The sequence below is a fragment of the Streptomyces sp. RPT161 genome (genome assembly GCF_027533845.1).
Lineage (GTDB): Bacteria > Actinomycetota > Actinomycetes > Streptomycetales > Streptomycetaceae > Streptantibioticus_A > Streptantibioticus_A silvisoli_A.
Map to the genome: position 1 here is coordinate 77,470 of NZ_JAPZVN010000009.1, position 12,185 is coordinate 89,654.

Annotated in this window: 12 protein-coding genes; 5 read left to right on the forward strand and 7 right to left on the reverse strand. The window is 69.7% G+C overall.

Annotated features, from left to right (window positions below; genetic code table 11):
* Positions 1-28 precede the first annotated feature (28 nt).
* Positions 29-676 carry a maleylpyruvate isomerase family mycothiol-dependent enzyme gene (locus O5O46_RS19335; protein WP_269856745.1) on the reverse strand — a complete coding sequence of 216 codons (648 nt, stop codon included), beginning with the start codon at positions 674-676 and terminating at the stop codon, positions 29-31.
* A 170-nt stretch (positions 677-846) separates the two neighbouring features.
* Between O5O46_RS19335 and O5O46_RS19340 the strand changes: the two genes are divergently transcribed.
* The 3 genes from O5O46_RS19340 to O5O46_RS19350 all read left to right on the forward strand — a co-directional run bounded on the left by O5O46_RS19340 (position 847) and on the right by O5O46_RS19350 (position 2,188).
* Positions 847-1,047, forward strand: coding sequence for a hypothetical protein (locus O5O46_RS19340; RefSeq protein WP_269856746.1), 201 nt, complete (start codon positions 847-849; stop codon positions 1,045-1,047).
* A gap of 74 nt (positions 1,048-1,121) precedes the next feature.
* Positions 1,122-1,685 (forward strand): DUF5565 family protein, encoded by a 564-nt coding sequence (locus tag O5O46_RS19345; protein ID WP_269856747.1) that lies wholly within the window; start codon positions 1,122-1,124, stop codon positions 1,683-1,685.
* Positions 1,682-2,188, forward strand: a complete 507-nt coding sequence (locus O5O46_RS19350; protein ID WP_269856748.1) for a DinB family protein — start codon at positions 1,682-1,684, stop codon at positions 2,186-2,188. Before O5O46_RS19345 ends, O5O46_RS19350 begins: the two co-directional genes overlap by 4 nt.
* 120 nt (positions 2,189-2,308) lie before the next feature.
* Here O5O46_RS19350 and O5O46_RS19355 read toward each other — a convergent pair whose 3' ends face one another.
* Both O5O46_RS19355 and O5O46_RS19360 read right to left on the reverse strand, forming a co-directional pair.
* Entirely contained in the window at positions 2,309-3,049 is a 741-nt protein-coding gene (locus O5O46_RS19355) for a type 1 glutamine amidotransferase domain-containing protein (protein ID WP_269856749.1), read from the reverse strand.
* A 125-nt stretch (positions 3,050-3,174) separates the two neighbouring features.
* Positions 3,175-3,648, reverse strand: a complete 474-nt coding sequence (locus O5O46_RS19360; RefSeq protein ID WP_269856750.1) for a hypothetical protein — start codon at positions 3,646-3,648, stop codon at positions 3,175-3,177.
* Between the two features lie 91 nt (positions 3,649-3,739).
* Between O5O46_RS19360 and O5O46_RS19365 the strand changes: the two genes are divergently transcribed.
* Positions 3,740-4,102 carry a MerR family transcriptional regulator gene (locus O5O46_RS19365; RefSeq protein WP_269856751.1) on the forward strand — a complete coding sequence of 121 codons (363 nt, stop codon included), beginning with the start codon at positions 3,740-3,742 and terminating at the stop codon, positions 4,100-4,102.
* 168 nt (positions 4,103-4,270) lie between these two features.
* Here the strand turns inward: O5O46_RS19365 and O5O46_RS19370 are convergent, their stop codons facing one another.
* From O5O46_RS19370 to O5O46_RS19385, 4 genes are all read right to left on the reverse strand, one after another.
* Positions 4,271-5,875: an adenosine deaminase family protein gene (locus O5O46_RS19370; protein ID WP_269856752.1), complete on the reverse strand. Its 1,605-nt coding sequence runs from the start codon at positions 5,873-5,875 to the stop codon at positions 4,271-4,273.
* 85 nt (positions 5,876-5,960) lie between these two features.
* Complete coding sequence (locus tag O5O46_RS19375) at positions 5,961-7,037, reverse strand: MerR family transcriptional regulator (RefSeq protein ID WP_269856753.1); 1,077 nt, start codon at positions 7,035-7,037, stop codon at positions 5,961-5,963.
* A gap of 217 nt (positions 7,038-7,254) precedes the next feature.
* Complete coding sequence (locus O5O46_RS19380) at positions 7,255-9,183, reverse strand: alkaline phosphatase family protein (protein ID WP_269856754.1); 1,929 nt, start codon at positions 9,181-9,183, stop codon at positions 7,255-7,257.
* A gap of 138 nt (positions 9,184-9,321) precedes the next feature.
* Positions 9,322-10,722, reverse strand: coding sequence for a serine hydrolase domain-containing protein (locus tag O5O46_RS19385; protein WP_269856755.1), 1,401 nt, complete (start codon positions 10,720-10,722; stop codon positions 9,322-9,324).
* A 176-nt stretch (positions 10,723-10,898) separates the two neighbouring features.
* On the opposite strand from O5O46_RS19385, the gene O5O46_RS19390 reads away from it, so the two are divergent.
* On the forward strand, positions 10,899-12,167 hold the full coding sequence (locus tag O5O46_RS19390; RefSeq protein ID WP_269856756.1) for a phenylacetate--CoA ligase family protein: 1,269 nt from the start codon (positions 10,899-10,901) through the stop codon (positions 12,165-12,167).
* The last annotated feature ends 18 nt before the right edge of the window (positions 12,168-12,185 follow it).

Consider the following 12,185-nt stretch of genomic DNA (forward strand, 5'->3'; position numbering starts at 1 on the left):
CGACGCCGTGGCGGCCAAGCCTTTCAACTCAGGCCATGACGAAGCGGTCGCACTGCTCGCCCGCCAGGTGGCCCGCGGGGACCTTGCGCCCGTAGGCGAGCAGCAGCAGGTCCTGAACGGTGCCGGAGACGGGGTTTCCGGTGCCGTAGGTCCAGTCCAGGTCGTTGGCGCGCAGCTGCACGCCGAGCAGGTCCGCGCCGAAGAACCTGAGCGACCTGGAGCTGATGGTTCCAAGGAGTATCCGCAGACGTTCTTCCGGCACCCGGCGGTCGAGCCCGAGCGCGACCGTGATGTCCAGGCCGTGCACCACATCGTGTCCCAGCGCCGACTCGAATCCGCCGACCGGCGGCTTCCAGGGGTGGTTGGCGTTGTCCCGCATCGACGCGGCGAGCGCACGCGTGGAGTGGGCCGCCGCGTCGGCTCGGGCGCACCGGTCGGTCATCCGGTGGAGGTTGCCGCCCGCCTTGACGAGTTCCCACGCCGTCTTGGCGAACGAGTACCGGAACCCCATCGACATGTGCGCCGCGACATGCCGTACCCGCCACCCCGAGCACAGGGTCGGCGCATCCCACTGCTTCTCCGACAGCCCGTCCAGAAGGTCGGCCAACTCCCGCCGCTCGGCTGCGATTTCGGCCCTGACTTGTGCTGTCATCCTGCGCTGCGCTGTGTTCCCCATGGCCCCAAGAGTGTCGGCAGCCCGGCCGCAAGTCCAAGAACGCATGATTGTCGCCGCCAGCATGGCTGGTTATCGACTTCGGTGGTGCGCCGCGGTGCCCGCTCCGGCATCCCGTCATCCGGGCGGATGGCCCACCGTCACCTGCCGACGTCTCGTCCGTTGATGTGGTCGTGAACGAATCGGATTACGCGGATTACCCGGCCGACGCCCCTGACCAGCGGGAGGACGTCGAGACGGTGGCGACCGAGCCGGAGGTTCCGATCACCCGCGCCACCCGGACCTGGGTCGTGTCCCGGGCGGGCATCGCGGAGGCCCGGGCGGACGGCGGGCGGAGCAAGCCCGAGGGCCAAGGCACAAGCGCCCCGGCGTAATTGGGTAACGCGCGCCCACCCTGGGGTGGTTCACTACCCCCGACCAATCGGAGAACATCCACACCGGGGGAATCATGCGTAAGGTCCCGACCCTGTTCGTGCGCGACCCGCGGGACCGGCGGGTCGTGCTGCCCGAGGTGACGCCTGGCTGTGAGTGGGTGCTGGCCGGCGAGGGGACGGCGACGCGCAAGTGGGACGGGACGTGCGTGATGCTCGACGAGTCCGGCATGTGGTGGGCACGGCGCGAGGTGCGGGCGGGCAGAGCTGCGCCCGAGAACTACCTCCCCGTGGAGACCGATGGGACCACCGGCAAGACGGTGGGCTGGGAGCCGATGGCCCGGTCATCGTTCGCCACTTTCCACGCCGAGGCGGTGCGATCGGGCGAGGGGTGGACGCCAGGCACCTACGAACTCGTCGGCCCGAAGATCAACGGCAATCCGGACGACTTCGACACCCACGCGCTGGTGCGCCACGGTTGGGCCCCGGCGCAGGTGCGCGCCGATGTGGAGGCGGCCCCGTGGGACTTCGCGGGTCTGCGGGACTGGCTGCTGGCCCGTCCGCGGTACGAGGGGATCGTATGGCACCATCCGGACGGCATGCGCATGGCGAAGATCAAGCGAAGGGACTTCAGGGCATGACGACCGAACGGATCGGGCCGCCGTTGATCGCGGGTGAGCGCGAGATGCTGCGCGCGTTCCTCGACTTCCACCGTGCGACGCTCGCCATGAAGTGCGACGGGCTGACCGACGAGGAGCTGCGCCGCCAGTCGATGCCGCCCTCGACGCTTTCGCTGCTCGGCCTGGTGCGGCACATGGCCGAGGTGGAACGCACCTGGTTCCGGCGGGTGATCAACGGCGAGGACATTCCGCTGGTGTGGTCGGACGAGGACGACTACCAGGTGGCGTTCGACACGAGCGCGTCCACCCGGTCGGGGGCGTTCGCGGCCTGGCAGGCCGAGGTCGAGCACTCACGGCGGATCGAGCGCGAGGCGGAGTCCCTTGATGTGATCGGCCACCAGGCCCGTTGGGGCAAGGACGTGTCGCTGCGGCTGGTGATGCTGCACCTGATCCACGACTACGCCCGCCACAACGGCCATGCCGACTTCCTGCGCGAGGGCATCGACGGGACCGTGGGGGCCTGACGGCCTTGCGCAACCAGGACGAGGTCAGCATGGGCACGATCGCCGCCCGCCACGCCCCCACGGTGCAAAGTGTTTGACGCTCCCCGCAGCTGAGAACGGGCGGCACAGGTGCCGCACCGGCTACCTGAGCATGTCGTTGAAGCGGCGCGCGAACAGGTAGGCGTCGCCAGGCCAGCGGGCGGACAGGTAACTGCCGTCCTGGACGACGAACGCGGGCCGGTCATCCGTGGCGGTGCCGCGTCGCGTCAGCTGGACGGGTCCGCGTTGGAACTGCGCTGGGTCGTCCAGACAGGCGGTCACCTCGTCTTGGACGTAGGCGGGGTAGGTGCGGTAGTAGCGCCCGCGGCGCCAGGCCGTGAGGTAGTAGGCGCTGCGCTCCATGTACTTGGGCAGGCAGGTCGTACGCCGGTCGGCCAGGATGCTGCGGCCCGTGGCCGGATCGGGCGTCCGGGCGAGCACGAGGACGCCGTGGCAGATGGCTCCGACCGGGCGGCCGGTCGCCCAGAAGCGGGCGACTTTCTCGCGAAGCACAGCGGAGCCGAGGTACTGGCGCATGCCGGGCGCGTGTCCGCCGGGCAGCAGGAGGCCGTCGTGGTCTTCGGGCTCCACGTCGGCCCAGCGCAGCGGGCGGCGGTAAGCGGCCTCGCCGACCATCCGACGGTAGAACTCCTTCGGCTCGGCGTCCGCGCCGAGTTGCCCGAAGAGGACTCCGGTGAGCAGCAGTGGGTCCGCCTCGGGCGGGTGGTCGCCGCGTTCGGTGGCGAAGACCACCTCGTGGCCCGCGTCGCTCAGCAGCCGGTGGGGCACGGCCACCTCGGTGACGTCGAAGTCACGGTCAGGCAGCGGGAAGAGGATTCGCATGGGTCCTGGCTACCACGGCGGCGTCGGGCGAACAGTGCCGGGGGCGTTGCAACGCCCCCGACGACCGGACGTCATCTCCCCGCCCGCAGTCCGAATCGCGCGCGGACAAGCCGTCGCCAGGCTGATCAACGAGTACTGCCCAGCAGGTGGCCGGCGGCAGTGCCCTCGGCGTCGTCCATTCGATCGGCGAGAATCCGCCGCCACGGCAGGAGTTGGACGGCGCCGAACGCCGCCTCCACGACGAGGAAGAGTCCCAGCAGCCGCGGGGCACCGTGGGCCAGCGCGTACGCCTGCCAGGTGGTGAACAGCGTGCGCGCGACACCGTCGAGCAGTCCGTGCACCGGCAGCGGTCTGACGATCCGCAAGAGTGCCCAGACAACCACGACCGAACCCATCAGATTCGCGTACAGGGTCTGCACCGGGTCGAGGGCGGGCAGGACGCCCAGCCCCAACGCGCCGCCCACCGACGACAACCCGCCGTGCAACAGAGCGTAGGTCCACGGCGTGGCGAATCCGGCGGTGACGACGAGGTCGTACCAGGCACTCGCACGTACGACGCGAAGGTAGGCGCGGCGAGATGAGGCGAAAGGACGGATCACGATGAGGCTCCTGCTGATCTGACGGCAGCGACGCCTCACGGTAAACAGTGGAGTACTCTCCAACGTCAAGTCCATACTCAGACGGAGGGTCATGCGCATCGGGGAGCTGGCCGCGCAGGCGGGTATGACCAAGGACACCATTCGGTTCTACGAGAAGATCGGCCTGGTCGCAGGCCGACGGCTGGCCAACGGCTACCGTGACTTCCCACCGGAGACGGTGACTTGGCTCCATTACGTCCGCACCGCGCAGACGCTCGGCTTCTCCCTGGCCGAGATCGCACGGCACGGCGACGAACTGCGAGATGCGGAGGATGCCGCCGAGGCGTTGTCCGCGCTTTTCGCGGAGAAGATCCGGGTCATCGACGCGCGCATGGCCGAGCTCGCCGAACTGCGGGCCGACCTCGACGCGCGCGTCGGCACGGGGTGCCCGTTGCGGGTGGCTAGCCGGTCATAGCCGCTGAGTGCGGCTGGCCTGTGCAGCCGCGCTGCTGCGGAAGACTTCCACTGGATGCCCCGGGCGCTTGGAATCCGCAGTACACCGCCCAACAGGCCTTGATCAGAAGGGAATTGGGCGGTGTCGGGGCGCGGTTCAACGCACCGGGGCCGGGCGTGAGAACTCCGGTCAGTGGAAGGATCGTTCGAAGGCGGCGAAGGCGGCTTCCTGCCGCCACTCAACGGCTGCCTTCGGGCTCGCTTCGAGTAGCCGTAGGCAAGCGCCCCTCGGTGGTGCGCTGCCAGGGTGCTGTCCGCGGCATTCGGTGACGGGGTGGTAGCCGTCGCGTGTCGGGTTGCCCTGCCACAGGCTGCGGCCGGGCAGGAAGGCGTACTGGAGCGAGGCGCGCGCCAGGTCCTTCAGGTCGACGTAGCCGAGGTTATACGTGGTGGCGGCGTACTGGTACTCGTGGGTGATGTCGATGCGTGAGACCCCTGGGTCGTCGGTGGCCAGCACGACCGGGACCCCGTACGCACGGTAGGTGGTGAAGGGGTGATCGGCGCCCTTGACACCGAGGATCTGGGCGTTGCTGCTGAAGGGGACTTCGACGGCCACCTGGCGGGCCGCCATGGTCCGCGCCAGCTGCTGCCAGTTGTTCTCGTGAACCAGGTCGACGCCGTGGCCGATGCGTTCGGCATGGGCCACGTTGACGGCCTGGTTGATGTGAAAGGTCAGGTCCTCCGGCTTGGCCAGGCCCGGCCACAGCTCACCGGCGTGCAAGGTGATGTGGGCGCGCGGATACGTGCCGTGTAGGTAGTCGAGCATGCGCATCTGTGTGCTGTAGTTACGCAGAGCGCTGTCGCCGTCCTCGGGCTGGACGAGGTTGACGGCGACGAAGCGCGGATCCCGCTCGGCCAGCCGCATGCCCAGTTCCATCTGTGTGAAGACCCGCGCGGGGGTGCTGCCCCGAGACACCTGGGAGATCCAGCGTACGGTCAGTCGGCAGCCCGGCGCGGGCCGGGAGGTTCCGCAGTGTGAGGCCGCGCGGAACTCGGCGTCGGCGTCGTCGGCTTCCTTGCGTGCCTCGTCCACGAGGCGGTCCAGTTTGCCATCGGCGAGCAGCTTGCCGTGGAGCCGGTTGAGGTCGTCGTCCCAGCCAACCTGGTCGGCGAGCCTCTTGGCGTCGTCCGAAGCGGGGCTGACCATCGTCTCCAGGTAGAACTGGTTCTGCGCGACGACGCCATCGGCGACTTTGGCCAATAGCTTTCCGCGATGCCGCCACGTGACTTCACCGAACTTGCCGAACGCGTCGAAGAAGTGGTCGTGCCCGGACTGGTCGGGCGGGAAGTCCTGCATGGACCAGGAACGCACCAACTCGTCGTGAAAGACACGGTCGTTGCGGGCGTCCGCAGCCGGTCGCGTCCCGGACCCGCATGGCGGTTCGACGGCTGTCATCGTCTTGCGGTCAACGCACAGTCCGTCCTCGGCGGCCAGCTCGATCAGGTACTCGGTGGGGACCGCACCGGAGAGGTGGTTGTGCAGGTCGCCTCCCTTGGGCAGATGCGAGAAGAAGGCCCGCGACCGCACCGGGTCCTGGCGGATCGACTCCAGAAAGGCGCTGGTACGCGCCTCGGCTGGCGTCTGCTGCCGCGAGACAGGCGCTGACGGGGACTGCCTGGCCGTCGGCTGTGCGGCGGCAGGAAGCGCGGACAACACCAACACCACACTGAGGGTGGCCAGGCCGACTCCGAGAACCCGGCGACGGCCCACCACGTGATCACGTTCACCGTTCATGAAAGACATGATCGCCGCGCGGCCGAGGCTGCCGACGCTTTTCCGACAAGGTTCACTCAGACGGAACGAACGCGACTTCCCTGCCTCACCGAGCCTCGTCCACGTGGGCTACCACGCAGCTGACGTTGTCGGGGCCGCCGCGGCGGTTGGCCTGGTCGACGAGTTCGCGTGCCGCCTGTTCCGGGGCGAAGTCGGCCGCGAGAACCTCGCGCAGGGTCTCGACCGGCACCACTTCGGAAAGGCCGTCGGAGCAGAGCAGATAGCGGTCGCCCGGACGCGCGTCGTGCAGGCGGACGTCCGGGGTGACTTCGGTGGCACCGGTCAACGCCTTCGCGAGGAGCGCGCGTTGTGGATGCGAGGCGGCCTCCTCCTTGGTGAGGCGGCCTTCGTCCAGCATCGTCTGCACCGCCGTGTGGTCATGGGTGATCTGCAACAGCTTTCCGTCGCGCAGCAGATAGGCCCGGGTGTCGCCGATGTGCACCAGCGCCAGTTGGGTTCCGGTCCAGAGCATCGCGGTCAGGGTGGTGCCCACTTCTTCCGGTACGGGATCGACGCCGGCGACGCCGTGCACCGCTTGCTGGGCCTGGCGCACCGCGTCCTCAAGGGCGTTGAGCAGGTTGCCCGTCGTTATCCCGTTGGTTTCCAGGCGCTTGACCGCGTCGATCGCGGCGGCGCTGGCCTGCTCGCCGCCCCTGCCGAAGCCGTCGGCGACGGCGAGCAGGCGGGATCCGGCGTAGGCGGTGTCCTGGTTGGTGTCGCGGACCAGTCCGGTGTCGGTCAGCGCGGCGTAGTGGATCTCCAGCGGGTTGGCGGTCAGGGTCATCTCGGCGTCCTTCCGGGACAGATGGTCTATGAGGAAGGCGGCCAGGTCCCGCCGGGCGGCGATGTCGGCCTCGAACCGCGCCCAGAACGCCCGCACCTCACGCGCCGCCTCGGGCGGATCCAGCGTGCATATCTGCCGGATCCGGGCCAGCGGCACCCCGAGCCGGCGCAGCCAGGCCACCAGCCGGGCCTGCTCCAGTTGCTCGGGGTCGTACAGGCGGTAGCCGGTCGCCGGGTCGACCCTCGCCGGGGTCAGCAGTCCCAACTCGTCGTAAAGGCGCAGTGCCTTCGGTGACAGACGGGACGCCTTGGCGAAGGCCCCGATGGTCAGCAACCCCATGCCCGCTCCTCCTCATGCCGGGCCCTCGCCCGACGCCCTCGATGCTGTGGCCTGCCCCAGGGGGAAGGTCAACTTCGGGTCCGCGTGAGGACGGTAACCGGCCGTTCCGCTCCTGGGGTGGGGCGCCGTGGCCGGTCACCAGGAGGTGAGCGAGCCCTCTGAGGAGCGGAGCGGACCACGGCCGGGCGGCCGGGGTCCGCAGCGCTCATGCCGGGGCTCAGCGGCGACGGCCGGGGCGGGTCCAGATGTCGTTGACGGGCTCGGCGTACAGGTCGTTCTTCGTCAGGCTGGGCAGGTGGAGTGCGGCCTCGATGGTGCGCAGCACGCTGTAGTGCGTGTAGCGGACGTTGGACGTGGCGCCGGCCCGCACTCCCTGGGAGCCGAGCACGATGGTGGGGATGCGCTGCAACTGCTGCTGGCCGTCGGCCGCGTCCTCGTCCCAGGTGAGGACGAGCAAGGAGCGCTGGTTCTTCCACGCCGGGGAGTTGAAGATGGTCGGCAGGGTCCGGGAGAGCCAGGTGTCTCCGGCGGTGACGCCGCAGCCTTCCATGTCGTCGCAGTCGTCGGCGCTGAGCCAGGAGAAGGTCGGGGTGGTCGACGTCTTCCGCAGGTCCGTGCTCAGTTGGGTGAGCGGCTTCAGGTGCGCCTGGCAGTTGGCCGGGTTGTCCTTGACGTCCTTGAAGAAGTAGAAGGGCAGATCGTCAATGGTGTAGGCGCCGTGCCCGGTGGTGTCGCAGGAGCCGTTGGCGTTCTCCATGTAGCCGCGCCAGGTACCGCCGGCCTTGGTGACCAGGTCGCCTATGTGCGGGGCGTTGACGGTGCTGCTGAAAGGGGTGTTGTCGTTGACGTTGAACAGGCTGCCGCCCGCCAGCGCGACGTAGTTGGGGTCGCTCGGGTGGGTCTCGGCGATGGCGTTGGTGAGGTTGGCGCCCTTGGGCACGAGGCTGTTGATGTAGGGCGCCGCGGTCTTGTTGCCGATGATGCCGTTGTAGTCCTGGTTCTCCAGCATCACGACGAAGACGTGGTCGTACCCGGGCACGTCGGCCTTCGGTGCGGTGGCCTTGCGCGGGGCCGGCACCGGTGCGGAGATCTTGAGCGACAGGTTGTCCGCGTAACCCTGGGCGTGGCCGCGGCGGTCGTGCGGCTGCGGGCCGGTGATGGTGAGTACGGTACGGATCGAGCGGGTGCCGGCCGGGATCCTGCCCACCGCCTGCTCGGGAAGCAGTTCGGTGGTGTACTTGCGCATCTGCGGGGTGACCGGCCCCAGCGTCGCGGTCCCCAGGGCCCTGCCCTTGGCGTTGAGGAAGGTGCTGGTGACGCTGGCGTTGTCGGTGGAGACCCCGCTGCCGCCGAGCCAGCCGGTCAGGTTGTAGGTGACGGTGCCGCGATCGATGCGCTTGGCCGCGGCCCTGACGTCCGCGGTCTGGGTCGCCGTGCTGGTGCCGCCTCCGCCGCCGGAGAAGAAGTTCCTGCCGCGGTCCTTGGGACCGGTGGTGGTGGGCGTGGGGAAGTTGGCGATGCCCTCACCGCCCTGGGCGCCGTAGGCGACGGAGTTGAGCAGGCCGGTGACCTTCCATCCGGGGACGGTGTTGGTGTCCACGCCGACCTGACTGCCCTCGCCCTGCTCGGCGTCGCCGTTGACGATCAGGTTCGGACCCGAGCCGGTGTTGGGGGCGGTCGGCGGCGTGGTCGGCGGCTGCGGTGCCGGGTCCGCCTGGACGGTGAGCGGGACGGGGCCGGCCAGGCTCGTGTAGCCGTCGTTGTACAGGTAGTAGACGTCATAGGCGCCCGGGGTCAGCGCGGTGGTGTCGAAGGAGACCGTGCCGTTGGCGTTCGGGGTGTACTGCCACAGGGTGGAGCCCTGCGAGCCCGGCTTGACCCCGGCCGGGTAGATGCCGACCCAGTTCTTGGCACTGAGGTTGGCCGCGGGCGTCGAGTAGTCGAACATGACCGACTGGCCCTGGTAGAGGGGCCCCGAACCGGCCTCGGACAGCGTCGGGCCACCGGCCGTCGACGGCGCGGCCGAAGCGGCCGGTACGGGGGCTGAAAAGGCTTCGGACGCGCCGGTGACCGCCAGGCAGAGCGCTACCGCGGTGATGGTGGAGAGCCGGAGGCCGTCACGGCGCCGGGAAAGTTGTTTAGACATGTTGGGGACTTTGGCGAAGCACTCGGGCAGCCACAACAGCTCTCAACGGGTGGGCAGATGACCATGCGGGGAACTCTTGGGGCAGGCGGGAGCCATATGGTGTTATTCCCGGTGATGCGAACCCGGTGCCCGACCGGCCTACCGAAGGCGCTCTGGATACCGGTGATCGGCGTGCCAGCCCCGGGGGTCCACTCCGCCCGGGACGGCGGTGGCGGGCTCGTAGGGCTGGCGGGTGAGGACGAAGCTGCCGATGTCCAGGTGGCTGGCGGTGCCGTCGGCGTTCCTGACCACCCGTAGCCGCTCACCGGTGTAGTAGCCGTCCAGGCCGGTCCAGGTGCCGTCCGGCTCCGCGCTGAAGCGCGAGCTGCGGCCAACCGCGCCCAGCGCGGTCAGCTCCAGGGCGCGGTCCGCCCGCAGCCGTAGGGTGAAGGGGGCCGCGCCCCAGTACCAGGGACCGGTGAGCGCCAGCAGTTCCTGGTCGACGTCCCCCAGCGGACGCCAGGGTTCCGGGATGCGCGGCTCGTGCTCGGCGACGATCCGGATCAGGTCGGCGGCTATCGCCGTGGTGTTCATCCCCGAGGTCACGTTGGCCAGCGTGACGGCCGCCACGTCGTCCGCCTCGCTCACCCACACGCTCGCCAGGAACCCGGGCATCGAGCCACCGTGGCCGTACAACAGCCGTCCGTCCCGCCGGATGAGCTGGAGGCCCAGGCCGTAACCGGCCGTCCACTCCCGGTCGTTGGGCTCCGTGGCGGGTCGGCGCATCTCGGCGGCCGTCGCCGGGGCGAGCACCTTGTCGTCGCCGGTGGCGAGGAACGCCGCCCAGCGGCACAGGTCGGCGGCGGTGGACCACAGTTGGCCCGCGGGCGCCATCACCCCGGTGTCCTCCAGGGGTTCGGGCAGCATGACGTCCGCCCACGGATGCACGGCGAAGCCACCCGCGTGCGGAGCCTGCGGCAGCAGCGTGGTACGCGTCATGCCGAGCGGCTCCAGCACCTCCCGGCGCAGCACCTCGCCCCAGGGCGCACCGCGCAGCCGGGCCACCAGCGCGCCCAGCAGGGCGTAGCCGGGGTTGGAGTAGTGGAACCGGCGGCCGGCGGGATGGCGCACCGGCTGCTCCCCCAGCACATCCACCAGGTCGGGCCGCAGTTCACCGGGCGTACGCTCCCACCACGGTCCCGGTGTCTCGGCGGCCAGGCCCGAGGTGTGCGCGAGCAGCTGATGGACCGCCAGAGCACCGGCGGGTGTGCCGGGCAGGTGCCGTTCCAGCGGGTCGGCGAGGTCCAGCAGCCCCTCGTCGCGCAGCCGCAGCACGAGTACGGCGACGAAGGACTTGGTGAGTGAGCCGATCCGGTACTGCACGTCATCGGTCGGCTGGTGGTCGTCGAACATGCCGCGCGCCCCGGTCCACACCGTGCGCCCGTCCCGTACCACCGCGCCCACCAGGGACGGTGTACGCCCCTCCGCCTGGCCGACGGCCAGGCGGTGCAGCAGGGCCCGGCGTGTGGTCGGCAACAACGCCTGCGGTACGACGTCCATCTGGCACCTCATCCCTCAACCCCTGGCATCCGAACCGGTCGACCGTACCGGCGCACCAACCGGGCAGCCCACCGAATTTCGGTGTCCCCGTAACGGATCCACCGATAGCCCTGTGATTCCACGCCAACGGGGCTTCAGTACCCTGGAATCCTTGCCCCACAGGGAAGTTGGATTACGTGAACGCTCAACGAGTAGCCGAGCTCATATCCTTCGCGCGGCAGCACTCGCCGTACTACCGCGACCTCTACTCAGGCCTACCGGCCGAGACGACGGACCTCACCGCACTGCCACTGGTCGATCACACGGCGTACTGGAAGGCGCACGGTGAACCGGTCAGCCAGGTGCTGACCGGGCCGCACACCGAGGGCATCGTCTTCAAGACCGGCGGCACCACGGGCGCTCCCCGGGTGTCCCAGTACACCCGGGACGAGTGGCGGGCGATGAGCCGCCGGTTCGGCGACGGGCTGCCCGCGGCCGGGCTGCGCGCCGGGGACCGGGTGGCCAACCTGTTCTACGCCGGGGAGCTGTACTCCAGCTTCGTCTTCACCCTCAATTGCCTTCAGGACGCGCCGGTTCCCACCGTCCAGCTGCCGATCGGCGGCGGCAGCCCGCTGGACTTCACGGTCGGCGCACTGCGTGACTTCAACGCCACCGTCATCGCCGCGCCGCCGACCTCGCTGTGCCGTCTGGCGATCGAGGTGGTCAACACGGTCGGCACACTGCCCGGCGTCCGGCTCGCCCTGTTCAGCGGTGAGGCGCTCTACGGCGATCAACTCTCGCTGCTGGACAAGGCGTTCCCCGGCATCGAGGTCCGCTCGATCGGCTACGCCAGCGTGGACGCGGGCGTGCTGGCCGGTCCGGTCGCCGGGGAAGCCGACCCCCGGGTGCACGAGGTGTTCGCCCCGGACAAGGTCGTGGAGCTGCTGGACCCGGAGACCGGTGAGCCCGTCGAGGAACCGGGGCGCCCCGGCCGGGTCGTTGCCACGGACCTGGTGCGGCGGCTGATGCCGGTGATCCGTTACCCCGTCGGCGACATGGCCGAGTGGGTGGACTTCCCGCAGCGCCGCTTCCGGCTGCTCGGCCGCTCCGAGGAGGGGGCCCGGGTCGGGGTGGTCACCGTGTACCTGGAGGACCTGCGGCAGCTGGTCGAGACCGTGGACAAGCAGGGCCTGGTCGCCGGGGTGCAGGTGGTGCTGCGGCACCGGGAGACCAGGGACGAGCTGGTGCTGCGGCTGGCGGCGCACTCCTCGGGCGACGCCGCGGACCGCCGGCTGCTGGAGCGTGAGTTGACGGAGCGGTTGGCTTCCGTACGGCCGATGTTCGACGAGCACGTACGGGAAGGCAAGATCCATCCGCTGGCGTTCGAGTGGGTGGGCCTGGACGGTCTGATCCTCAACGCCCGTACCGGCAAGCTGGTTCGGCTCATCGACGAGCGGATGGACTGACCTGCCGGTCACACGAAG

Bases quoted from the DNA above. Each gene is read 5' to 3' on its own strand.
- O5O46_RS19350 (WP_269856748.1), top strand. From the start codon at position 1,682: ATGACGACCGAACGGATCGGGCCGCCGTTGATCGCGGGTGAGCGCGAG.
- O5O46_RS19375 (WP_269856753.1), bottom strand. From the start codon at position 7,037: ATGGGGTTGCTGACCATCGGGGCCTTCGCCAAGGCGTCCCGTCTGTCA.
- O5O46_RS19335 (WP_269856745.1), bottom strand. From the start codon at position 676: ATGGGGAACACAGCGCAGCGCAGGATGACAGCACAAGTCAGGGCCGAA.
- O5O46_RS19380 (WP_269856754.1), bottom strand. From the start codon at position 9,183: ATGTCTAAACAACTTTCCCGGCGCCGTGACGGCCTCCGGCTCTCCACC.
- O5O46_RS19355 (WP_269856749.1), bottom strand. From the start codon at position 3,049: ATGCGAATCCTCTTCCCGCTGCCTGACCGTGACTTCGACGTCACCGAG.
- O5O46_RS19385 (WP_269856755.1), bottom strand. From the start codon at position 10,722: ATGGACGTCGTACCGCAGGCGTTGTTGCCGACCACACGCCGGGCCCTG.
- O5O46_RS19370 (WP_269856752.1), bottom strand. From the start codon at position 5,875: ATGAACGGTGAACGTGATCACGTGGTGGGCCGTCGCCGGGTTCTCGGA.
- O5O46_RS19365 (WP_269856751.1), top strand. From the start codon at position 3,740: ATGCGCATCGGGGAGCTGGCCGCGCAGGCGGGTATGACCAAGGACACC.
- O5O46_RS19345 (WP_269856747.1), top strand. From the start codon at position 1,122: ATGCGTAAGGTCCCGACCCTGTTCGTGCGCGACCCGCGGGACCGGCGG.